General features: G+C 41.6%; 27 protein-coding genes. All 27 read left to right on the forward strand.

Features of this window, described 5'->3' with window-relative positions; translation table 11 throughout:
* Positions 1-89 precede the first annotated feature (89 nt).
* The 27 genes from DWW77_RS08065 to DWW77_RS08190 all read left to right on the forward strand — a co-directional run bounded on the left by DWW77_RS08065 (position 90) and on the right by DWW77_RS08190 (position 23,640).
* Positions 90-506 carry a phage holin family protein gene (locus tag DWW77_RS08065; protein WP_021650473.1) on the forward strand — a complete coding sequence of 139 codons (417 nt, stop codon included), beginning with the start codon at positions 90-92 and terminating at the stop codon, positions 504-506.
* Positions 503-2,458, forward strand: a complete 1,956-nt coding sequence (locus tag DWW77_RS08070; RefSeq protein WP_286188004.1) for a glucosaminidase domain-containing protein — start codon at positions 503-505, stop codon at positions 2,456-2,458. The genes DWW77_RS08065 and DWW77_RS08070 overlap by 4 nt, the downstream gene beginning before the upstream one ends.
* Positions 2,459-2,535: 77 nt before the next feature.
* Positions 2,536-2,895 carry an ArsR/SmtB family transcription factor gene (locus DWW77_RS08075; RefSeq protein ID WP_021650476.1) on the forward strand — a complete coding sequence of 120 codons (360 nt, stop codon included), beginning with the start codon at positions 2,536-2,538 and terminating at the stop codon, positions 2,893-2,895.
* A gap of 58 nt (positions 2,896-2,953) precedes the next feature.
* Positions 2,954-5,539: a heavy metal translocating P-type ATPase gene (locus tag DWW77_RS08080; protein ID WP_118608468.1), complete on the forward strand. Its 2,586-nt coding sequence runs from the start codon at positions 2,954-2,956 to the stop codon at positions 5,537-5,539.
* A 16-nt stretch (positions 5,540-5,555) separates the two neighbouring features.
* Positions 5,556-6,074: a DUF6921 family protein gene (locus DWW77_RS08085; protein ID WP_118608469.1), complete on the forward strand. Its 519-nt coding sequence runs from the start codon at positions 5,556-5,558 to the stop codon at positions 6,072-6,074.
* A 10-nt stretch (positions 6,075-6,084) separates the two neighbouring features.
* Complete coding sequence (locus DWW77_RS08090; RefSeq protein ID WP_009203875.1) at positions 6,085-6,624, forward strand: hypothetical protein; 540 nt, start codon at positions 6,085-6,087, stop codon at positions 6,622-6,624.
* On the forward strand, positions 6,621-8,165 hold the full coding sequence (locus tag DWW77_RS08095) for an FAD-binding protein (RefSeq protein WP_118608470.1): 1,545 nt from the start codon (positions 6,621-6,623) through the stop codon (positions 8,163-8,165). Before DWW77_RS08090 ends, DWW77_RS08095 begins: the two co-directional genes overlap by 4 nt.
* On the forward strand, positions 8,162-8,875 hold the full coding sequence (locus DWW77_RS08100; RefSeq protein ID WP_443648352.1) for a succinate dehydrogenase/fumarate reductase iron-sulfur subunit: 714 nt from the start codon (positions 8,162-8,164) through the stop codon (positions 8,873-8,875). Before DWW77_RS08095 ends, DWW77_RS08100 begins: the two co-directional genes overlap by 4 nt.
* 563 nt (positions 8,876-9,438) lie before the next feature.
* Positions 9,439-9,660: a DUF6508 domain-containing protein gene (locus tag DWW77_RS08105; RefSeq protein ID WP_182431206.1), complete on the forward strand. Its 222-nt coding sequence runs from the start codon at positions 9,439-9,441 to the stop codon at positions 9,658-9,660.
* A gap of 4 nt (positions 9,661-9,664) precedes the next feature.
* A complete protein-coding gene (locus DWW77_RS08110; protein WP_118608473.1) occupies positions 9,665-9,895 on the forward strand; it encodes a hypothetical protein in 231 nt (76 codons plus the stop codon).
* Positions 9,896-10,043: 148 nt separating this feature from the next.
* Positions 10,044-10,205, forward strand: a complete 162-nt coding sequence (locus DWW77_RS18025; protein ID WP_158565318.1) for a hypothetical protein — start codon at positions 10,044-10,046, stop codon at positions 10,203-10,205.
* A gap of 181 nt (positions 10,206-10,386) precedes the next feature.
* Complete coding sequence (locus tag DWW77_RS08120) at positions 10,387-11,463, forward strand: recombinase family protein (protein ID WP_118608475.1); 1,077 nt, start codon at positions 10,387-10,389, stop codon at positions 11,461-11,463.
* Positions 11,463-12,299: a coiled-coil domain-containing protein gene (locus DWW77_RS08125; RefSeq protein ID WP_118608476.1), complete on the forward strand. Its 837-nt coding sequence runs from the start codon at positions 11,463-11,465 to the stop codon at positions 12,297-12,299. Before DWW77_RS08120 ends, DWW77_RS08125 begins: the two co-directional genes overlap by 1 nt.
* On the forward strand, positions 12,296-13,717 hold the full coding sequence (locus DWW77_RS08130; RefSeq protein ID WP_330603449.1) for a recombinase family protein: 1,422 nt from the start codon (positions 12,296-12,298) through the stop codon (positions 13,715-13,717). Before DWW77_RS08125 ends, DWW77_RS08130 begins: the two co-directional genes overlap by 4 nt.
* Before the next feature lie 57 nt (positions 13,718-13,774).
* The gene (locus tag DWW77_RS18485) at positions 13,775-14,257 is read left to right on the forward strand and encodes a hypothetical protein (protein ID WP_330603450.1); all 483 of its coding nucleotides are present in this window, start codon (positions 13,775-13,777) and stop codon (positions 14,255-14,257) included.
* 23 nt (positions 14,258-14,280) lie between these two features.
* Positions 14,281-15,171, forward strand: a complete 891-nt coding sequence (locus tag DWW77_RS08135) for a LysR family transcriptional regulator (RefSeq protein ID WP_021650489.1) — start codon at positions 14,281-14,283, stop codon at positions 15,169-15,171.
* A gap of 158 nt (positions 15,172-15,329) precedes the next feature.
* The gene (locus DWW77_RS08140; RefSeq protein ID WP_021650491.1) at positions 15,330-16,022 is read left to right on the forward strand and encodes a DUF4405 domain-containing protein; all 693 of its coding nucleotides are present in this window, start codon (positions 15,330-15,332) and stop codon (positions 16,020-16,022) included.
* A 17-nt stretch (positions 16,023-16,039) separates the two neighbouring features.
* Entirely contained in the window at positions 16,040-16,966 is a 927-nt protein-coding gene (locus tag DWW77_RS08145; protein WP_021650492.1) for a prolyl oligopeptidase family serine peptidase, read from the forward strand.
* A 117-nt stretch (positions 16,967-17,083) separates the two neighbouring features.
* Positions 17,084-17,971 carry an aldo/keto reductase gene (locus DWW77_RS08150; RefSeq protein WP_015528535.1) on the forward strand — a complete coding sequence of 296 codons (888 nt, stop codon included), beginning with the start codon at positions 17,084-17,086 and terminating at the stop codon, positions 17,969-17,971.
* Between the two features lie 18 nt (positions 17,972-17,989).
* Entirely contained in the window at positions 17,990-18,622 is a 633-nt protein-coding gene (locus DWW77_RS08155) for a flavodoxin family protein (RefSeq protein ID WP_006427000.1), read from the forward strand.
* A 45-nt stretch (positions 18,623-18,667) separates the two neighbouring features.
* Positions 18,668-19,354 carry a flavodoxin gene (locus tag DWW77_RS08160; protein WP_021650493.1) on the forward strand — a complete coding sequence of 229 codons (687 nt, stop codon included), beginning with the start codon at positions 18,668-18,670 and terminating at the stop codon, positions 19,352-19,354.
* Positions 19,355-19,498: 144 nt separating this feature from the next.
* Positions 19,499-20,500, forward strand: a complete 1,002-nt coding sequence (locus DWW77_RS08165) for an aldo/keto reductase (RefSeq protein WP_015528537.1) — start codon at positions 19,499-19,501, stop codon at positions 20,498-20,500.
* A 128-nt stretch (positions 20,501-20,628) separates the two neighbouring features.
* Complete coding sequence (locus tag DWW77_RS08170; RefSeq protein ID WP_118608477.1) at positions 20,629-21,132, forward strand: flavodoxin; 504 nt, start codon at positions 20,629-20,631, stop codon at positions 21,130-21,132.
* 20 nt (positions 21,133-21,152) lie between these two features.
* Complete coding sequence (locus DWW77_RS08175; RefSeq protein ID WP_118608478.1) at positions 21,153-21,707, forward strand: flavin reductase family protein; 555 nt, start codon at positions 21,153-21,155, stop codon at positions 21,705-21,707.
* Positions 21,708-21,722: 15 nt separating this feature from the next.
* On the forward strand, positions 21,723-22,484 hold the full coding sequence (locus DWW77_RS08180; protein ID WP_118608479.1) for a carboxymuconolactone decarboxylase family protein: 762 nt from the start codon (positions 21,723-21,725) through the stop codon (positions 22,482-22,484).
* Positions 22,474-22,740, forward strand: coding sequence for a helix-turn-helix domain-containing protein (locus tag DWW77_RS08185; RefSeq protein WP_244094811.1), 267 nt, complete (start codon positions 22,474-22,476; stop codon positions 22,738-22,740). The genes DWW77_RS08180 and DWW77_RS08185 overlap by 11 nt, the downstream gene beginning before the upstream one ends.
* Positions 22,741-23,217: 477 nt before the next feature.
* Complete coding sequence (locus tag DWW77_RS08190; protein ID WP_110102401.1) at positions 23,218-23,640, forward strand: MarR family winged helix-turn-helix transcriptional regulator; 423 nt, start codon at positions 23,218-23,220, stop codon at positions 23,638-23,640.
* The last annotated feature ends 12 nt before the right edge of the window (positions 23,641-23,652 follow it).

The raw sequence follows: 23,652 nt of genomic DNA on the forward strand, positions 1-23,652 counted from the left end.
TTTCTGCCGCAAGGCATGAAGATAGAAAACTTATTTACGGCAGTTCTCAGAAATGGGAGCTGCTTTTTTCATGGGAGGAGGATTCTGGCATGAAGGAATTTTGGAACTTTATTCAGATGGTTTTTATGGCTGTAGGCGGATGGCTGGGCTGGTTTATGGGAGGCTGTGACGGGCTTCTGTATGCCCTGATCGCTTTTGTGGTGATCGATTACCTGACCGGGGTGATGTGTGCTTTTGCGGACCATACGCTTTCCAGTGAGGTGGGATTCCGGGGAATCTGCAGGAAGGTGCTGATTTTTCTGCTGGTGGGAATGGCCAATATTTTGGATGTGGCTGTGATCGGGAACGGATCCGTGCTGAGGACAGCGGTGATCTTTTTCTATATTTCCAATGAGGGTGTGAGCTTGCTGGAGAATGCAGGACATCTGGGGCTGCCGATCCCGCAGAAGATGAAAGATGTGTTGGAACAGCTGCATGACAGAGGGAAAGGAAGTGATGGGGAATGAGACTGGTTGAAAGTTTTCTGACTAAGAATCCCTGCTATACTGCAGGGAGAAAAATTACTGTAAAAGGCCTGATGCTTCACTCGGTTGGATGTCCGCAGCCGAGAGCACAGGTTTTTCTTGATTCCTGGAATCACACTTCTTTTGGAAGTGCATGTGTGCATGGTTTTATTGATGGAAATGATGGAACGGTGTATCAGGCATTGCCATGGAACCACAGGGGATGGCACTGTGGCTCCGGTAGTAAGGGAAGTGGAAATAATACGCATATTGGTGTGGAGATGTGTGAGCCTGCCTGCATCCGGTACACAAGCGGATCTGGTTTTACCTGCTCCGATCTGGCGAAGGCAAGGGCATCGGCAGTGCGGACGTATGAAGTAGCGGTGGAATTGTTTGCCATGCTTTGTAAGAAGTTTGGTCTGGATCCGCTGGCAGATGGTGTGGTGATTTCCCATAGAGAGGGACACGCAAGGGGAATTGCTACAAATCATGGAGATCCGGAGCATCTGTGGAAAGGTCTGGGACTGCCTTATACGATGGATGGATTCAGGAAAGCTGTGAAGGCTGCTATGTCTGGGAAAGCTGAAGGGACGCAGGCTTCTGTGTTTCTGGGGATTTCCGATGAGAAGGCAGCGGAGCGGATTGGAGTGCTGTGTGCAGAGGATATGAAAACCAGTGGGATTCTGGCTTCGGTGTCTGCGGCGCAGTTTATTCTGGAATCGGGTTATGGCAGGACGGAACTGGCGCAGAAGGCAAATAACTGTTTTGGGATGAAGTGCGTGTTGTCTGGGAATACTTGGAATGGAAGTATCTGGGATGGAACCAATAAGTACCGGAAGAAGACGCAGGAGGATGATGGAACCGGAAAGCTGTACACGGTGACTGCGGATTTCCGGAAGTATGTCTGTGTGGAGCAGTCTATTGCGGATCATTCTGCTTATCTGCTGGGCGCAATGAATGGGAAGAAAAAGAGATATGCGGGACTGGCCGGGGAGAAGGATTACCGGAAGGCTGTCCGGATCATTAAGGATGGCGGCTATGCAACGGACAGTTTTTATGTACAGAAGATCTGTGCCATCATTGAGAAGTATGGGCTGACACGGTTTGATGGCGTGAAGGTGGAGAAAAAGGTCTGGTACCGGGTGAGAAAAGACTGGAAGGATGCTAGAAGTCAGGCAGGAGCATTTCAGGTGCTGGACAATGCAAAGAAATGTGCAGACGAGCATCCGGGATTTTCGGTGTTTGATGAGAATGGAAAGGCAGTGTACAGTTCCGTGGATAAGAAGCAGGAAGAGGTGTTTCGTCCGTATCTGGTTCGTGTGGAGATTCCGGATCTGAATATACGAAAGAAGCCGGGAACGGATCAGGAGAAGGTTGGAAAATATACGGGTGTTGGCTGTTTTACTATTGTTGCTGAGGCTGACGGTGTCGGAGCATCAAAGTGGGGGCTGCTGAAAGCATATGAGAAAGAGCGGGATGGGTGGATCTCGTTGGATTTTGTGACGAAGAATATAATAGTGAGTGATGAGGCTTTGCATTGCGGCGGTGGTCGTGGTGTGAAGCTTTTTTTTGTTAGGGCAAAGCCCTGTTTGCCATTGTGGAGTTTTTCGTTGATTCGAAAAACGGAGCTTTTGGTCGCTTTCAATATAACATCCGGAATCGAGGTATCTTTTTTTTCTGCAAAATCACGAACTTTGCTCATTTATAGATATCAGAAAAAGGAAGATACTTTGAGGAATCTTTACGAAAAGAAAAAAGAGAAGTTAATCTCATATATCTGCTTCTTGGCTAGTTTGGGATTAAAAGTAACAATCCTTTTTTCTGTTATCTTGAACTTTTTAATTTTTCCTGTTTCGGAGTCCTTGAATTTATATTCAAACTCATCTACACATTCTTTGATGCGGTACAAAAGTATTAAGCAGTTAAAAACAAAAATCCAAGAAGATATTTACTAATCTTATTGACATAGAACAAAAAATGAATATAATCATAGTTGAACAACTATTCAACTTCGATTATACGAGGTAAGTGTATGTCTAAACCGTCTTATATTTGTAATTGTGATGTGATTCATGAGGATATTGTGAATGATGTGAAATCCAAGATGCAACCCAAAGATGATTATATCCAGTTGGCATCTTTATTTAAGCTATTTGGAGATGGTACCAGAGTACAAATCTTACACGCTCTGGAACAGAGTGAGATGTGTGTATGTGATCTTGCTGTGCTACTGGGGGTAACGAAATCCGCAATCTCACACCAGTTAAAGGCATTGCGTCTTGCGAATTTGGTAAAATTCCGTAGAGAAGCGCAGATAGTTTACTACTCTCTGGCAGATGATCATGTGAAAGAGATTATTGATAAGGGATTTGAGCATCTATGGCAGAAATAATATTTTTAGCGTTATAGTTGAGCAATTGAGCAACTAAACAAATTACAAGGAGGTCATTATGAAACGAATATTTTTATTAAAAGGCTTGGACTGTCCGAACTGCTCCGCAAAAATTGAAAAAGAAGTCGGAGAATTGGATGGAGTACAATCCTCAGTTGTAAATTTGATGAAGCAGACGCTGACAATCAATGTTGCTCCAGCTGCCGCAAATACAATAGCCAGTCAGATTGAAACGATTGTCCACAGCCATGAGCCGGGTGTGGAGGTTCAGGAAGAAACAATTATCCCCGTTACAAAGAGTTATTTATTAAAGGGCTTGGACTGTCCAAACTGCTCCGCAAAAATTGAAAAAGAAGTCGGAGAATTGGATGGAGTACAATCCTCAGTTGTAAATTTGATGAAGCAGACGCTGACAATCAATGTTGCTCCAGCTGCCGCAAATACAATAGCCAGTCAGATTGAAACGATTGTCCACAGCCATGAGCCGGGTGTGGAGGTTCAGGAAGAAACAATTATCCCCGTTACAAAGAGTTATTTGTTAAAGGGCTTGGACTGTCCAAACTGCTCCGCAAAAATTGAAAAAGAAGTCGGAGAATTGGATGGAGTACAATCCTCAGTTGTAAATTTGATGAAGCAGACGCTGACAATCAATGTTGCTCCAGCTGCCGCAAATACAATAGCCAGTCAGATTGAAACGATTGTCCACAGCCATGAGCCAGATGTAGAAGTTTCCGAAATTGCACAGGAATACTATATACCTGCAAAAAAACAGGATACCAATACATCCTATAACAATGAGGACAAGAAGTTGACGATTCGTTTAGCGATTGGCGCAGCAATCTATGGTATTGGTATGGCATTGACAGTTTTTGCGAAAGTGCCACTGCCTGTCGAGTTAGTTTTTCTCATTGTCTCCTATATTATTCTTGGCGGGGATGTTGTATGGCAAGCTGTGAGGAATATTTCAAAGGGACGTGTGTTTGATGAACATTTCCTGATGAGCGTTTCTACGATTGGTGCTTTTGTCATTGGTGAATATCCGGAAGCAGTTGCTGTTATGCTGTTCTATCAAGTTGGTGAATTTTTCCAGTCATTGGCTGTTGAGCGTTCCAGAAAATCTATATCAGATTTAATGGATATACGTCCGGATTGTGCTACAGTCAGAAGGAACGGAGAATTGATTACCATATCTCCTGAAAGTGTTGCCATTGGCGAGATTATTATTGTAAAGCCTGGTGAAAAAATCCCATTAGACGGTGTGGTATTGGATGGAGATTCTATGCTGGATACGAGGGCTTTAACTGGAGAATCGGTTCCGAGAAGCGTTCATAAAGGAGACGAAGCACTTTCCGGTTGTATGAATCAGACGGGTGTTTTAACGATTAAGACAACGAAAGCATTTGGTGAATCTACTGCTTCAAAGATTATTGATCTTGTGGAGAATGCGTCCAGTAGAAAAGCACCAACAGAAAATTTCATTACTACATTTGCACGTTATTACACTCCTGTTGTTGTAATCTTAGCAGCTATTCTGGCAATTCTGCCACCGATCCTTCTTGGTGGAGGTTGGACAGAGTGGATTCGCAGAGGATTTGTTTTCCTTGTGGTATCTTGCCCATGTGCATTGGTCATTTCAATCCCGCTGACTTTCTTCGGAGGTATTGGTGCGGCATCTAAACGAGGTGTTCTTGTAAAAGGAAGTAATTATTTAGAGGCGCTTAATAATGTCAGCATTATTGTGTTCGATAAAACTGGAACACTTACAAAGGGTGTTTTCAATGTGACTGATATTCTGCCTGCAAATGGATTTTCAAAAGAACAGGTTCTGGAGTATGCGGTCCAGGCAGAGAGCTTTTCTAACCATCCTATTGCAAAATCCATTCTCTCTGCTTATGGAAAAGAAATTGACCAATCAGTTATCTCTGATTACAAGGAAATTTCCGGATATGGAATCAGTGCCATGGCAGGAAAGAAGAAAGTTTATGCCGGCAATACGAAACTTATGGATTCAGAGCATGTGGAGTACACAGCCTGTGAAAAAGTTGGTACAAAGGTTTATGTAGCAGTAGATGGTCAATATGCCGGATGCATTCTGATAACAGATGAAGTAAAGCCGGACAGCAAAAAAACAATTTCTGATTTGAAACATATCGGTGTGGAAAAAACAGTCATGCTTACTGGTGATGATGAAAAAATCGGAAAGGCTGTTGCGGAAGAATTGCAGTTGGATGAATATTATGCACAACTGTTTCCTGATCAAAAAGTGGAAAAGGTTGAGCTTTTAGACAGTAAAAAGAGACAGGGAAGCAAATTAGCTTTTGTTGGTGATGGTATCAATGACGCTCCTGTCCTTGCTCGTGCGGATGTTGGTATCGCAATGGGTGGTCTTGGTTCAGATGCGGCCATTGAAGCTGCGGATGTGGTTCTGATGACAGATGAACCATCTAAGCTGGTGGATGCGATTGATGTGGCAAAAGCGACAAAGCAAATTGTCATGCAGAATATAGTGATTGCCCTTGGAATTAAGAGTGTGTTCCTGATCCTTGGTGCTCTGGGTATAGCTGGAATGTGGGAAGCTGTATTTGGTGATGTAGGCGTTACCATAATTGCCGTCTTGAACGCAATGAGGATTTTGAAAAAATAAGAAACGAGGTGGCAATGTGAAACGGAAATTGATTCTGTTAGCAGTTACAATTGTTTTTCTTGCAGGTTTCGGTGCACTTTTGCACTCACCGCCCTCTATGATTGATGCAATCACAGGAGCAACACCGAAGTCAAAAAAGGCGGCTCAAGCCTCCGCACAGTTGGAAGGCTCTTATGTTCTCGGTATTAATATGATGTCAGATGGTCTCGACAACGAGAACACCCGGAATAAATTAAAAGAATTGGCACTGGACGATTCGGAAACAAATGAAACAGATCTCATGAAAACGGACATTAGTTTTCGGTTATATGTATCTGAGACGGATTATCCGCTTGTCAGTTATGCTAAGAAACTCTGTGACAGGTTGAAACAGGCCGGTTTTTCCGTAGATCTGAAAGAGTACAGTAACACAATGATGCTATCAAGAGTGGTAAGTGGAAAGTATGATGTATTCCTGGCATCGGATGATTTTATTGACGTTACAACGCTAACACAGATGGACTATATGATCATGGACAGCGAAGAAATGAGGTGAGCGGGAATTTATGAGAAAATGGAATACGATTTTGTCTGTTTTAATGCTTCTCATTTTTATGATTCATGGAATCATGGGCAGCTTTATGCTGAACGGAGTTGGAAGTAGTGCAGGAAAACTTCTTGCATGGATTGGTGTTGGTATTCTTGTTGTGCATACGGTGATTGGTGTCATCCTGACAGTTCAGAGTTTACAGACAGCGAAGCAATCAGGAAAAATGTATCTGAAACAAAACGTCATATTTTGGGCGAGACGAGCCAGTGGGATGGCAATACTGATTCTGCTGTTATTCCATATTGGCTTGTTTGGAAAGGTGCAGAATGGGACATATATTTTGTTCCCTTTTACAACTGTAAAGATGGTAACTCAGCTTTTGTTCGTAGCGGCAATCTTTGTTCATATTTTTATCAATATCCGCCCATTGCTCGTATCACTGGGAATCATCAGTTATAAAGAACGAAGGAGTGATATTTATTTGATCCTTTCGGTGCTTCTTCTTTTTATAGCGGGAGCGGTTATTTTATATTATATTGGATGGCAATATCTATGAGTAAGACAATTATTATTATAGGTGCAGGACTGGCAGGACTTTCAGCGGCTTTGCAGGCAGCGGAAAATGGATGCAATGTAAAACTGGTTTCCTCCCTTCCGTCAGAGCGGGCACAGTCTGTTATGGCGGAGGGCGGAATCAACGCAGCTTTGAATACAAAAGATGAAAACGACAGTCCCGAAGAACATTTTACAGATACAATAAAGGCAGCATGTGGTCTGGCAGATCCAAATGCAGTTTGGGGAATGACACAGGCAGCACCGGAGCTGGTGCACTGGCTGCTAAAACTTGGAGTTCAATTTAACATGAGTGGCTATGATGATGTGGATCTGCGGAATTTTGGCGGGCAGAAAAAGAAACGGACTGCTTTTGCACAGAGCGATACCGGGAAGCAGATCATGACAGCTATGATAGACGCTGTTCGCAGGAAAGAAGCATCTGGTATGGTAGAACGGTTCAGCCATCATTCTTTCCTAACACTTCGTCTGTGTGGCAATATTTGTTGTGGCTGCGTAATCAGGGATGAATACAGTCAGGAGACTGTGGAATTACCGGGGGATGCGGTTATTGTTGCCACCGGTGGTATGCACGGATTGTTTGGAAATACAACGGGTTCGCTGAGCAATACAGGAGAAGTCACCGCAGAATTGTTCCGGCTTGGTGTTCCTCTGGCAAATGGCGAGATGATCCAGTACCATCCGACAACTGTGAAATGTGGTGGAAAACGCATGCTCATCAGCGAGGCGGCCAGAGGGGAAGGTGGCAGGTTGTTTGCCATGAAAGATGGAAAACAATGGTATTTCATGGAGGAAAAATACCCGGAGCTTGGAAATCTGATGCCACGAGATATTACCGCCAGAGAGATATGGAAGGTCAGCCATGAATCAGAGGTATTTCTTGACATGATGGAAATATCGGAGGAGATTATTTCAAATAAGCTATCTGGTCTGGCAGACGATTGTATGACCTATCTGCATAAAGATATACGAAAGGAACCGGTGTCTGTTTTACCGGGAATTCACTATTTTATGGGAGGCATTCTGGTGGATGAGCAGCACAGAACGCCGATTCAGAATCTTTACGCTGCCGGAGAATGCTGTGCCCAATATCATGGTGCCAACCGTCTTGGTGGAAATTCTCTGTTAGGAGCGTTATACGGAGGACGTGTTGCGGCAAAATCAGCATGTGAACAGGCAGATGTAGTAGATCTATCTTGTGCGACACAGATAGATTTTCCACCAACGTCTCAAATTTCAGAAATAAAGCAATTAAACAAAGTGATGCAGGATACTATGGGCGTTGTCAGAAATGAGAATACGTTGTTAAATGGGATTCAAACGGTACAAGCGCTGACAGGAAATCTTCCATTGCTTGGCATGGCAGTTCTAAAGAGTGCTCTTGCAAGAAAAGAAAGCCGTGGTGCACACTGGCGGGAGGATTATCCGAAGAGCAATGACGATGATTACCTTAAAACAACGGTAGCCAGATTTGATGGAAAGCAGATACAGATTTCCTTTGTACCTGTTCCAGAAAGGCGGTGATTCACTTGGTATATAAAATAAGAATCAGGCGGCAGGAGAGTCAGAAATCAGACAGTTATTGGCAGGAATTTGAGTTTGACGGAAGCAAAAACAGCTCTGTTGCCAATGTTCTAAAGGAATTGAACAGTAGAACACCTTTGAAAGATAATTCAGGGAATATAGTTACTCCCATCAACTGGGAATGTAGCTGTATGGTGCGAAAATGTGGGGCTTGCGCCATGCTGATTAACGAACGTCCGAGGCTGGCATGCTCTACATTTCTACATACGTTAAAAGGTTCTACAATCACCTTGGAACCTTTAAGCAAATTTCCGCTTGTAAGAGATTTGATCGTTGACCGGTCAATTCTGTTTGAAAATTTGAAAAAACTGAACCTTTGGCTTGAAAGTGAAGCTTATATGAATCCGTGGACACATGAACCGAGATACCAGTCGGCACGCTGTCTGATGTGTGGCTGCTGCCTTGAAGTGTGTCCTAACTTCTCTGCAAATGGGACTTTCGCAGGCGCTGTTGCTGCAGTCAACGCATTTCGGATTCTGAATGAAGAACAGGAAATAAGCCATCGGAATGAGGTTTCAACTCAATATAAGGAAAATTATTTTGAGGGATGCGGGAAATCATTAGCTTGCCATAACATTTGCCCGATTGGTCTGCCTGTCGAAGAATTGATCGTGAGGTCAAATTCGGTAGCTATTTGGGGAAGACAGTGAGTATCAAAACGCTGATTAAAAAAACATGATTAACCTACATCTATGGTTTTACCAAAAATAGAGACATATCCTTTGTTTCGGTGTGGTAGCGGTTTTATTATGGACTGGATTCCGTCAAGGATGAATTTGATGCTTCCCCGAGAGAGTATATCCAGTCGGAAGAATATGTCTCAGCAAAGCAGCAGAAGAGATATTGATCAAATTATGTCAATGTCTCTTTTTTTATGGAAGAAACAGGCTGATCAGAAATATGCAAAAGAGTAGCCTATTTTAATTATTTAACGAAAGGCGAACAGGGGTGTTCACAAGGGTGTGCACCGTTAAATTGTATCAATTTCGTAGTCGCAACGAAACCTTGCTGTTGTGGATATTACATGAATATATTTTGCGCTAGAATAATTATTGGGTATATGTTAAAATATAAAGAACATATATTCGAGCGTTTATCAAGGTGGTGTATAGCATTGACAAAGTCAGAGAAACTACGAAAAATTCAGGAAATATTGGAATTAAAGAATCCACAAGAGAATCTGTATGCAGATCTGTTAAAGACAATAGGAGATTTGAAAACAAATTATGGGGATTACATGATTACGGAGCCGATTGACTGTAATGAGGAACTGAAACGTGTTCCGGGAGCGGATTATGAACTTTGTACGGCGTTGCTGACAATGCTGCTGAGAGAAGATCATTTTTTCAATGGTTCTTTTGAACGGAGATTTGCTGACGGGCAGGTGCTTCCTGTTCTGGTGAGGATGAAGGATGTTTTGAGTGCAGGAGTGTGATTTTATGAAAGTCGGGGATACTGCATATATTGTGGAATCAAACAGGTATGTGAGAGAAGTGGAGATCCGCAGGTGTTCCGGCGGGATATTCCTGGTACGTTTTACAGATACGGGCGGCGGAATACAGGTGAAGGCTCACAGGCTGTTTGCAACGAGGGAAGAAGCTGAAAAGAGTATTGAGAAGGCACCAGAGACAAAGAGGGTGCGTGGGAATCCGTATGACCGATGGTATTGAACGGATGATAAAGTAAATAAATGATCAGGGGAAACCTGTTGCTGTTTGCGGAGAAATCTGTGGATGGCAGCGGGTTTATTTTTTTGTCCGGAAAGTCAAAAAATCAGGGACCAGGACTCCTTGGAACAGTAGGAGGTGGTTTTTGGCTATGGGAAAAATTGAACTGATCGATACCGGCAGACTGACGGAGAAACAGGCCAGGCTAAACATGGAAAAGTGTGCAGAGTTTCTGGCAAGAATGATCCAGAAGTACGGGGATGTGGTTCTGGGGGAGATTGAGGAGAGAAATGCACAGCTGCAGGGGAAGTGATCGAGTGTGCCGGTGGTCTTTTGGGGCTGCCGGTCTTTTTGCGCTATGGAAACCGCATAGGAGAAGGTGGATTTTGGGGCAGTTTTTTTGGTCGTTCTGCGAGTTGGCACAGACTGGTGATTCCGATATATTTTATGTACGGCAACCGTATGACGGTGGGCAACCGAAATGAGGTGAAGATTTGAGAAAGAAATGTTACATATATACCCGTGTTTCTACAGCGGCTCAGACAGAGGGATACAGTCTGGAAGCACAGACAGAGCGGCTTCGGAAGTATGCGGACTATAAAGAAATGGAAGTGGTCAGGGAATACTGTGATGCAGGCAGATCTGGAATGAGCATCAAGGGCAGACCGGCTTTTATGGAAATGATGGATGACATTTCCTGTGAGAAAGATGAGATCTCCTGTGTGCTGGTGTTTAAGTTATCCCGCTTTGGAAGAAATGCGGCAGATATTTTGAAGTCTGTGCAGCTGTTGATGGATTTTGATGTGGATCTGGTCTGTGTTGAGGATGCCATTGACAGTTCCACGCAGGGCGGACGTCTGACACTTGCTATCCTGTCGGCTGTGGCAGAAATGGAGCATGAGAATATTACAGTCCAGTTCACGACGGCGAGGATGCAGAAGCTGATGAATGGGGGATGGCCGGGCGGCGGCGTGCCGTATGGATATGTGAGTGTGAATAAGGAACTGGTGGTGGTTCCTGAGGCGGCGGATCTGGTGAGGATGATTTATCAGAAGTATCTGGAACCGGATATGATGCTGAATACGGTTGTGGGCTGGATGAATGAGAATGGTTATAAGCGTGTGGTGAAGGGAGAGGATAAGGTTATCACTTCGGATTTTGTTTCTTCGGTGCTGGGAAATCCTATTTATTATGGGATGATCGTATATAACAGGCGGACAAATTCTGAGGAGATTAAGAAAAATCCCAAAGAGATCATTTCCGTCAGGGGAAAGCATGAGGCAATTATTTCGGAAGATGTCTGGATGCGGGTGCAGGAGAAGCGGAAGAGGCTGAGAAGGCCGCAGAAAAAGGTGGATGATCCGGAGAGAATCAGTATTCTGTCTGGTTTGGTGAAGTGTCCAGTGTGCGGAACTGGAATGATTACAAAAAAGAATAAACGAAAGAACAATAATCATGGGGCTATTATAAGATTGTTTATTCTTATGGATGCCGGAATTATCGTAAGAGTGCAGGGCGTGTCTGTAATTGTAGCTGGACGTACAATCAGAAAAAACTGGACGGAGCTGTGATGGAAATTGTTGGAAAGGTGACAGAGACGCGGGAGTTCCGTCAGACGGTTATGAATACGGTTGGTGACAGGAGTTCATTGGATGCTTGTGAAGCGGATCTGAAAAGAACCAGAAAAGAACTGCACAGTCAGGAGCATCTGAAATATAAGCTGGGGGCGGAACTGGATAATCTGGATGTTCTTGCAGAAGATTATGATGATGAATACGAGGCTGTTCAGTCAAAGATTGATGAGGTTTATGACAGAATCGAGATTCTGGAGGAAAGGATCCGGAAGCTGAAAAAGCGGATGGAGGCTTTGAAGAAAGGCGTTCGTTCTTCTGATAATATACAGAAGATTCTTGATGACTTTGACCTGCTGTTTGAGAGAATGAACTGCAAGGAACGCAGGGAGCTGTGCAGGCAGTTCATTGAAAGAATTGATGTCTTCCAGGAAGAAAGGGAAGACGGCAGGATTTTGAAAAGGATTGTGTTTCGTTTTCCGGTTTATTATGAGGAGGAAGGAAAAAGGGCAGAGAATGATGAACCGGATGAAGTGGTGACATTTGAAGTAGACTGTACAGAGCATCGGGTGACTGCTTCTGAGGCAAAAGCAACCTATGCGGAGATCAGGGCATATGTGAAAGGAAAGTATGGAATGAATGTTTCTTCCTTATATATTGCGCAGGTAAAACGGAAGTATGGTCTGGATGTGGGAAAGGCTTATAACAAGCCGGCTAAAAATAAGAATCATGTGCCGGTCTGTCCGGTGGAAAAGGAAGTGTTAATTCTGGATGCCTTGAAGCATTTCCGGATGCTGGATGAGGATGTGGAGTACAGGAAGGAGAGTGCAGTGTGAAAAAGAAATGTTATATTTATATCCGTGTTTCTACGACAATGCAGGTGGACGGCTACAGTCTGGAGGCACAGAAAGAAAGGCTGATGAAGTTTGCGGAGTTCCAAGAAATGGAAGTGGGCAGGGAATACTGTGATGCTGGTAAATCCGGAAAGAGTATTACGGGCAGACCGGAGTTTCAGAGGATGCTGCAGGATGTGTCCGAGGAACGTGACGGAGTGGCATTTATTCTGGTGTTTAAGCTGTCACGTTTTGGAAGGAATGCAGCAGATGTTTTAAACTCCCTGCAGTTTATCCAGGATTATGGAGTGAATCTGATCTGTGTGGAAGACGGGATTGATTCTTCTAAGGATTCCGGCAAGCTGACCATCACGGTGCTGTCGGCAGTGGCTGAGATTGAAAGGGAGAATATTCTGGTCCAGACAATGGAAGGAAGAAAGCAGAAGGCCAGAGAGGGAAAATGGAATGGCGGACAGGCTCCTTTCGGATATGATCTGGATTCCAAGAATAGCACTCTGGTGGTGAATGAGGAAGAAGCGGAGATTGTGCGGATTATTTATGACAAGTTTGGGCATACGGATATGGGGGCAGATGCTATCTGTAATTATCTGAACCAGAGAGGTTATACGAAGAAAAAGGTCAGGGGGCATGAGCTGAACTATTTTGCCAGAGGACTGATCATGAAGATTTTGGATAATCCGGTTTATACTGGGAAGATTGCTTACGGGAAGAATGTTATGGAGAAGGTGAAGGGAACGAGGGATGAATACCGGCGTGTGAAGACTGATGATTACCTGCTGGCAGATGGACTGCATGAGGCGATTGTGGATGAAGAGACGTGGGAGGCGGCGAGAGAGAAAAGGAAGAGGACGGGGGTTAAGTGGAATAAGACACATAGCCTTGAGCATGAACATATTTTGTCGGGGCTTTTGAAGTGTCCGGTGTGTGGTGCTGGAATGGCAGGGACGGTGAGGAGAAGGAAGAATAAGAAATCTGGTGAATATAAGGATGATTTCTATTACAGATGCCAGCACAGGAGAAAGATTGATGAAGAACATTTCTGTGATTTTAAGCCATCATTGAATCAAAATGAGATCAATGCAGAGGTGGAATGGTTCATCAGGGGGATGATTGCTGATGAAAGGTTTCATGAGTATATTGGAGAAAGATTGCAGGAAAAGGTGGATGTCTCAAATCTGGAAGAGGAACGGGATCAGCTGAAGGGGCAGTTGCAGCAGGTTGTCGGGGCAAAGAATAAACTGCTTGTGATGTTGGATGCTTTGGATGCTGGCGATAAGCATTATGCAAGGAAGTTCCAGGATATGCAGGACCGTCTGGATAATCTTTATGACAGGATCTCTGGTTTTGAGAATGAGATTGCCGATGTGGAGGAAAAGATTAAGGCAGCGTATGGAAGATAAATTGGTGAAAAACAACTGTACCAAATCCTGCAAAAGTTTGATATACTGTATGCAGAAATGTCAGATATTGAAAAAAAGGAATTTATGCAGTTGTTTATTGATGCAATTGAGTTATACCCGGAAAAGATGGATGATGGGCGCATCATCAGGCAGATTGATCTGGCATTTCCGGTGTATTATGAAGGTTTTGAAGGCGAAGCAATTCGGTTGCTCAACGAAAACACAGTCGAGACGGTATGTTTATTGTCCAAACTCCATGAAGCGAAGCATCATGTGAATGTGAGACTTGACATGGACGAGATGGATTTAACGGCGGCTGAGAGCAAGGCTACTTATGAGGAGATAAAGAAGTATGTTGCAGAGTATAATGATGGGATGAAGGTATCTAATCTGTATATTGCACAGGTGAAGAGAAAGTGTGGAATTAAATTAGCGGAGAATTTTAATATTCCTAGGTCAGAGGGAGCAAAGCAACCACAATGTCCGAAGGAGAAAGAAGAGGCAATTATTGGGGCACTGAAAGCATTTCAGATGATTTAAAATCACAAAGAGGAGTGAATTACATGATGTATAATCCACAACTTGATACATTTATCTGCGTTGTAGAAGCTGGAAGTTTTAGTAAAGCGGCAGAAGAATTATATATAAGTGCACCTGCGGTTATTAAACAGATAAATTCTTTGGAAAACAGCTTAAATTTGCAATTATTTGAAAGAACACACAGAGGTCTTATTATTACGGAAGCTGGTAAATCGCTCTATCAGGATGCAAAATATCTGATTCAATATTCAAAAGAATCGTTGATACGGGCGCAGGAAGCAATGAATCATAATGAAGAAATCATTCGTGTTGGAATATCTCCGATGACGCCACCGGAAGTTTTTGTGGAACTTTGGCCTAAGATACAGAAAATATATCCGGAGATGAAGTTTAAATTGATTACATTTGAAAATACACCAGAGAATGCAAGAGAGATACTGGCTAATATGGGAAAGAATATTGATGTGATAGCTGGAATCTTTGATGAAACAATGCTTGAACTCAGAGGCTGTGATGGCACTGAGATTTCAAGAGAACCATTTTGTGTGGCGGTATCAATTCATCACAGGCTGGCAAAAAAAGAAAAAATTACACTTGATGATCTGGCTGGAGAAAATCTTATGCTCATGCGAAGAGGATGGAGTTATTATGGCGATATGCTAAGGGATGATATGATGAAAAATCATCCTGAAATCAATATTGTAGACTTTAATCTGTACAATGTAGAAGCATTTAACCGATGCGAAAACAATAATGAGGTATTACTGGCATTCAAGAGCTGGGAAAGTGTTCATCCACTGATCAGAATCATTCCAGTAGAGTGGGATTATACTATGCCGTTTGGAATTCTTCATTCGAAAAAACCGTCCATTAAGGTTAAGCGGCTGATAAATGCTATTAACAAGGTAAAATAAAAATTGAATACATGCGAGTAGAAACCTAAAGGTTAATACTGAATAACAAAACGAGACTTCTAATGGAGTCTCGTTTTGTTATACTTTAGCTGAAGTGAAAATGGAGGATACTATATGCAAATAAAGACAATAAGAATGCTTTAGATAAGAGGTAGGATATGAAAAATAAACGATTTACAGCAAAAATATTGATAGATATAGGAATGACGATATGTTTGCTTCTTCTTATGCCATATAGTCTGCTCAGCGAGACTGCACATGAGTGGATTGGTATGGCGATGCTTGTGCTTTTTATTTCACATTACATACTGAATCATAAATGGGTGACCTCTGTAAGGAAAGGAAAATATAATGCGTTCAGAGTGATACAGATAGTACTGGTTATCATCATGCTTATTCTTATAATGGGTTCCATGATAAGTGGAATATTATTGTCAAATCACATATTTAAATGGATAAAGATTTCCGGAACATATATGACAGCCAGACAGATACATATGTTTTGCGCATACTGGGGACTGGTGGTGATGTCATTACATCTCGGATTTCATTGGAATATAGCGGTAGCAATGGCAGGACGATTATGGGAACATCCATCCGTCATCAGAACATGGGCAGCAAGATCTGTCGCAACCACAATTGCAGGTTATGGTTTATATGCATTTTACAGGAGACAGATAGGAGATTATCTGATTATGAGGATGCATTTTGTATTTTATGATTATGAAAAGGGGATCTTTCCTTTTCTGCTGGATTATCTGGCAGTAATGATGTTGATAGCATTTATTGGATATTATAGTGGAGTGTTTCTAAAGAAAACAGGTAAGAGAAAACGAAAAGGTTCATACTGAAAGAAGGTGGTGTATTTATGGAAAAGCGGAAATTAGTACTTACAATTATTGGAGTTGTTATTTTAGCAATGGTAATCATGGTATATATCTACTTTTCAAAACCCGGCAGGGATGAAAAGAAGAATCAACAAACAATAAACCAGGTACAGACCGTACAGCAGAAGACAGATGAGAAAAAAGAAAATACAGAAAAAAATACATCCGGAGATGAATTGGAAAATGTTACGCCGGGAAGCGAAGAATACCAGGGCTTCCTCCTGGATAATGTTCTTCATTCTCCAAATGAAGGGGACATTCATTACAATGTATATATTCCGGATGCATATGACGGGACAAAGGAATATGCACTATATGTAACATTACCCGGATATCAGGGATTATATTTTCAGGGCGTGGGAGAAAATATCCGGACAGAAGATTTTGGATTTGAAGCACAGAAGTATATTACCGATATGATTATTGTAGCTCCACAGTTAAATGACTGGGGACAGACATCAGCAGATCAGACAATTGAACTGACACAGTATTTTCTGACGCATTATATTATTAATCCATCGAAAGTATATATTAATGGTTATTCCGGAGGAGGAGAAACCCTGTCACTGGTATTGGCAAAGCAGCCGGAATTATATACAGCGGCACTTATGTGCAGCTCTCAGTGGGATGGTGCATATGAGCCGGTTGTGGAGATGAAAACGCCGGTATATTTTGTGATTGGCGAAAGCGACGAATACTATGGATCAGAACCTTTTAAAGAGGCATACCAGCAGATACATGAGCTTTACAAAGAACAGGGATTACCGGAATCAGAGATTGATAAACTGGTGGTACTGGATGTAAAAGATAAAGATTACTTTGAAGGAACACCGGTCACTTATCAGCATGGCGGTGGCTATCTGTTTTGTCGTGACAAAGAAATTATGGGATGGCTGTTCAATCAGTAAGAACCAGAATAAACCGAAAGGTTAAGACTGAAAAACTTATCGAAACTTCTCAAAGGAATCTATCAGTATTAGAGTATGAATGTAAGATGAATGAAAGAAAACAAGGAGGATACGACAATGGAATATATTTCATTAAATAATGGTGTAAAAATGCCAATACTGGGATATGGCGTATATCAAGTAACAAAAGAGGAATGTGAAAGATGTGTGCTTGATGCTTTAAAAGTTGGATACCGGGCGATTGATACAGCACAGAGTTATTTTAATGAGGAAGAGGTTGGGAATGCAATCCAAAAGTCAGGCATTCCAAGAGAAGAAATCTTCCTTACAACAAAGGTGTGGGTCGAACATTATGGATATGAAGAAGCAAAGAAATCAGTTCTTGAATCCATGAAAAAGTTAAAGACAGATTATCTGGATCTGGTATTGCTTCACCAGCCATTTTCAGATGCTTACGGTGCTTACCATGCATTGGAAGATCTGTACGATGAGGGAAAAATCAGAGCAATCGGAATTTCCAACTTTTATGTAGACAGAATGGTTGATTTTGCATCCTTCAACCGTATTAAACCTATGGTAAATCAGGTGGAAACCCACATCTTCAATCAGCAGAAAGAGATGAAGGAATGGGCAGACAAATATGATATCCGGTTAGAAGCATGGGCACCATTCGGTGAGGGCAGAGGAGGCACCTTTGAGAATCCTGTCATCGCAGAGATTGCAGAAAAATATCAGAAGACTCCGGCACAGGTTATGCTTCGCTGGCATATTCAGAGAGGGGTAGTGGTTATTCCGAAATCAACACACATTGAGAGAATGGAAGAAAACTTTAATGTTTTTGATTTTACACTTTCTGATGAAGATATGAAGACTATTGCAGAACTGGACAAGAAGACAAGCTCCTTCTTCTCGCATCAGGATCCGAATATGGTGGAATGGTTCGTGAAGATGGTTGAGGAAAGAAAAAAGAATAATGACAGTTCAAAAGAAAAAAAGAACTGGTAAGCATAAGAGGAAAAATCAATGAAAGTATTACTTGTCAATGGCAGTCCACACAAAAATGGCTGTACTTATACAGCTCTTTGTGAAGTATCCAGTGCATTAAACGAAAATGGCATAAGTACAGATATTTTTTGGATTGGAAACAAGCCGATTTCAGGGTGTATTGCCTGCAGAAAATGTCAGGAAAAAAATAAATGCATCCTGGATGATATCGTGAATGAATTTCTGGAAATAGCAGGGGATTATGACGGATTCGTATTTGGAACTCCGGTACACTGGGGTGGTGCAGGCGGTGCAATCACATCCTTTATGGACAGAGTCTTTTATGCCGATTTAAACGGTGGCGGCGACAGATTCCGCCTGAAACCTGCCGCTGTGGTAATTTCAGCAAGAAGGGCCGGAACAACGGCCACATGGGACCAGGTAAATAAATATTTTGGTCTGATGCAGATGCCGATCATTACATCGAGATATTGGAATATGGTACATGGGACGAATCCGGATGAAGTAAAACAGGATCTCGAAGGAATGCAGGTTATGCAGATCCTTGGAAACAATATGGCATATTTCATTAACTGTAAAAATGTTGCGACAAAAATGGGAATTGAAATGCCAAAGGCACCGGATTTTGTATTTACCAATTTCATCCGATAGAAATTAGCGTGACAAACATTTTATACGACAGGAGGTGACCTTAGAATGAAAACAAAGAAAATAGCAGCAGTACTCTTAACATGCATCGTGGCAATCGGTTTGATGGCAGGATGTGGAGCAAGCAATACAAACCAGTCTGCTTCTAATAATGACAGCCAGTCTATAAGTACAAACCAGTCTGGAAATGAAGAAGCGGATACAAATTCCGAAAACACTACAGATACAACAGAAAATACATCAACAGGAAATGGAAAAATATTGGTTGTATATTATTCAGCTTCAGGAAATACAAAAGATGTTGCTGAAAAGATAGCAAAAATTACAGAGGCAGATCTGTTTGAAATAGAGCCTGTGGAGCCATATACAGATGATGACCTTGACTGGACAGATGATGACAGCCGGGTGTCAAGAGAACATGATGATGAGAGCTTAAGAGATGTGGAACTGGTGTCTACAACAGTTGATAACTGGGATTCATATGATACGGTATACATTGGCTATCCTATCTGGTGGGGAATTGCAGCATGGTCAGTAGATAACTTTGTAAAAGAGAATGACTTTACAGGAAAAACAGTCATCCCATTCTGTACAGCAGCGACCTCGGGAATCGGTGACAGCGGTAATCTTCTGGAAGAGATGACAGGAACAGGTGACTGGAAAGAAGGGGAACGATTCCATGGTGGAGCGTCTGAATCAGATATCAGTTCATGGATAGACAGTCTTGGATTATAAAAGAATAAAAAAATATTTGGAGGAATCGTAATAAGTAAGACATAACCTTTAGGTTTAAACTGCCTAACAAAGAGAGACTTCTGTCCGGAGTCTCTTTTTCTTATACTTACAGTAAAGTTTGAAATATAGAAAAGGAAGATAAAGATGGAGATAAGAATTTTAGGAAGAGACTTAGAAGTATCAGAAATCGGATTTGGATGTATGGGAATGAGTCATGCATATGGAACTGTTTCAACACAGAAAGAAGCAGAAGAATTGATTGAAAAAGCGATCGATGAAGGCTGCACATTTTTTGATACGGCAGAGATATACGGAACAACAGAAGACCCTCATCACAATGAAAAACTGCTTGGGAAAGTGTTAAGGCCATATAGAAACAAAATTGTCCTTGCATCAAAGTGTGGGATACGTTTTGATGAAACTGCAACAACTGTAAATAAACCTTTGATTCCTGATGGACGACCGGAGACGATTAAAGCATCGATTGAGGGATCTTTAATGAGACTTAACACAGACCATCTTGATTTATATTATATTCATCGTATTGACATGACTGTACCGATTGAAGAGACGGCAGGAGCTATGAAGGAGTTAATGGAGCAGGGAAAAATCACACACTGGGGGTTATCAGAAGCCAGTGAAGAGATTATTCGACGTGCACATAAAGTATGCCCGGTTACAGCGATTCAGAACAGATATTCCATGATGTACAGGGATTATGAGAAATTATTCCCGGTGCTTGAAGAATTGAAAATAGGATTTGTTGCATTTTCGCCGCTTGCAAATGGATTACTGACAGCAGCATATCATTCCCATGGGGAATTTGAAAAGCCGGGAGATTATCGAAGCGCAATGCCACAGTTTACAGAAGAAGGATTAAAGGAAAATAATGAATTTATGTCCTGGATGAAAGTGATTGCAGAAGAAAAAAATGCCACGCCTGCACAGATTTCTCTTGCATGGATGCTTGCAAAGAAACCATATATCGTACCAATTCCGGGAACAAGAAAAGTAAATAGACTGGAAGAAAATATGGAATCAGCAGATATAAAGCTGACTCAGGATGAAGTAAAATCTATTGATGAGATGCTTGCCCATATGCCGATGTCGCAGGTGTTTGGAGGTTCAAAAATACAGAAGAAATAAAAGAGGTGAGCAATGAAAACAAGGAAAAAGATAACCATCGGGGTAATAGTGGCTTTCTTAGCGGTAGTCATGGTGGGTTATATCTATCTGTTTACAGGGGTTAAAATAAGTAAAGGAGAATAGAGATAATGAAGAAAATGTTAGTTGTATATTATTCCTGGTCAAATGGAAACACGAAAAGAATTGCAGAGCAGCTGACTAATGGGACAGGTGCAGATATTGCGAGAATCGAAACAACAGAGCCATACAGCGGCAGTCATGAAGATGTGGTTGAACAGGGAAAAAGAGAGGTAGAGGCAGGCTTTATGCCTCAGATCAATCCGATATCTGTAAATCTTGCTGATTATGATGTGATTGCTATCGGAACTCCAACGTGGTGGTATACGATGGCACCTGCAGTGCTTACATTTTTGACAACAAATGATTTTACAGGAAAGACAGTGATTCCATTTATGACAAATGGTGGATGGCCGGGGCATGTTATAAAAGATATGAAGGAAAATTGCAAAGGAGCTGCCTTTGCACATGAAATGCAGATTCAGTTTGATTCCAAAGGAAAAGATCATCTGGAAACTTCAGAAGAGGTGATTACAGAATGGATTGGGCAGATAAATACTGATATAAACAAATAACCATAAGGAGAGATAAAACAATGAGAATAAATTTTGGAGCAAAGCCATTTTTATATCCACAGCCGGTTATGATTCTGGGAACCTATGATGAAAATGGAAAGGCAAATGCAATGAACGCTGCATGGGGCGGAATTGTAGGTGCAAATGAGATTATTGTAGATTTGTCTGCCCATAAGACAACAGACAATATTATAAAAAATAAGGCTTTTACAGTAGGGGTGGCAGATCTTGAACATCTGGTTGCCTGCGATTATGTGGGAATTGTTTCTGCAAATAAAGAAGCAGATAAGATGAAAAAAGCAGGCTTTACTACAACGAAAGGTGAATTTGTAAATGCACCAATCATCAATGAACTTCCATTGACTCTTGAGTGTGAACTTGTAAAAGTTATTGATGGCAGCAAGTATCTTGCGGAAATTAAAAATGTAAGTGCAGATGAGAAATATCTCGGTGATGACGGAGAAATTGATCTTAGTAAGTTTACACCAATTACATATGATCCGGTACATCACGGATATTACAGACTTGGAGAACGTGTGGGAAATGCTTTTAAGGATGGAGCAAAGTTAAAATAAGGACAGGTGATTAAAGTGAAAAAAATTGTACAGACAGCAAGAAGAAACGCACTGAATGAATTTGCACCACAGTTTGCACATTTTAATGATGATGTTTTGTTTGGAGAAAACTGGAATAATCAGGATATTGATGTAAAGACAAGATGTATTATAACAGTCACAGCACTTATCGCTTCAGGAATGATTAATACATCTTTAGTACATCATTTTGAAAATGCAAAAGCTCATGGAGTGACTCAGAAAGAAATTGCAGCCGTGATTACCCATATAGCATTTTATGCAGGGTGGCCAAAAGGATGGGCGGCATTCAATCTTGCAAAAGATGTCTGGAGTATAGACGAAGGTGATCTTTCATATGAAGATGAAGCAATGAGAGCTCATGCTAAAAAGATGATATTCCCGATTGGAGAGCCAAATGATAAATTTGCACAATATTTTACAGGGAAAAGTTTTTTGGCTCCTGTGTCTACGTCACAGGTTGGAATTTTCAATGTGACTTTTGAACCTGGTTGCAGGAATAACTGGCATATTCATCATGCAAAAAGCGGAGGCGGACAGATTCTTATCTGCATTGCAGGACGTGGATACTATCAGGAAGAAGGAAAAGAAGCAGTAGAAATGAAACCTGGAGATTGTGTCAATATTCCGGCAGAAGTAAAACACTGGCATGGAGCAGCACCAGATGAATGGTTTTCACATCTGGCAATTGAAGTACCGGGAGAAAAAACATCATCCGAATGGTGTGAAACAGTAACGGATGAGATATATGGAAAATAAACTTGATGCAGTCCAGTACTATCAGGATCACAAAGATCTCGGAGTACGTGGATGTGCAGAAAATCTTGGCATCGGATACAGCACATTAACAAAATGGCTAAAAGACTTCCGGGAATCAGGTGATATTCCTGTTCGTGGTTCTGGTAATTATGCATCTGATGAGCAGAAGGAAATTGCCCGTCTCAGACGTGAATTACGTGATGCCCAAGATGCACTTGATGTGTTAAAAAAAGCAATCAACATTCTGGGAAAATGACGGAAGTCATTTATCTTGAAGTGTCTGAGAAGACGGAAGCTGCCAAAAAGGCTGGACGCCGGGTTTCCGTCTCCGGGATGTTGAAATTTTTAGGTGTCTCTCGCTCAGGATTACATGTAAGTATAGATGATGTTTGGGATGCAACATGATAGAAGAGCTGTAAGATTTTGAAAAGAAAATCTTATGGCTTTTTTTGCAAACAAATAGAAGAGGAAAATAGCGCTAAAATGTAAAAAAATATTTTACAATAATAAAAAAGAAAAATGCTGATGAGGTATCAATTACGATTTAATCTGAGCTAATATCATGGTATTACCCTGAAACAAAGACACTGACTATATATTCTCAAGAGGGTAATACATTGTACAAGATTCCAATATACTAAAAAAGTTATTGACATACACCACAAATATAGTTATAATTCCAAATGTTTGAATTATAACTATTTATATGATAAAAGAAGGAGCTAAATAATAAATGGATGATTCATTTCACTACCTGTCTATGATAAACCATATGACTGTCCAGAAAAAACTAATGGAACAGCTGGCAGACACAGGCCTTACCTTGGGACAGCCCAAAGTATTGGATTACCTGAAAGATCGCGATGGTGCCAGCCAGAAAGAGATTGCGGCAGGATGCCTCATCGAGGCAGGATCTTTAACGTCCATTTTGAACCGTATGGAAGAAAAAGGTCTGATCGAAAGAAAAATGCTCAATGGAAACCGTCGTACTTTTCATATTTTTATGACAGAATCCGGAAAGAAAAATCAGAAGCTTGTGGAGGAGGCTTTTAAGAAAATAGAAAAAACTGCATTAAATGGTATTTCCGAAGAAGAGCAGAAGTTGTTTATGGATATTTTTTGCCGGATCTATCGAAATCTTGCAGATATGAAATGAGGAGGAAATAAA

This window comes from Ruminococcus sp. AF17-12 (assembly GCF_003479245.1).
GTDB lineage: Bacteria > Bacillota > Clostridia > Lachnospirales > Lachnospiraceae > Blautia_A > Blautia_A fusiformis.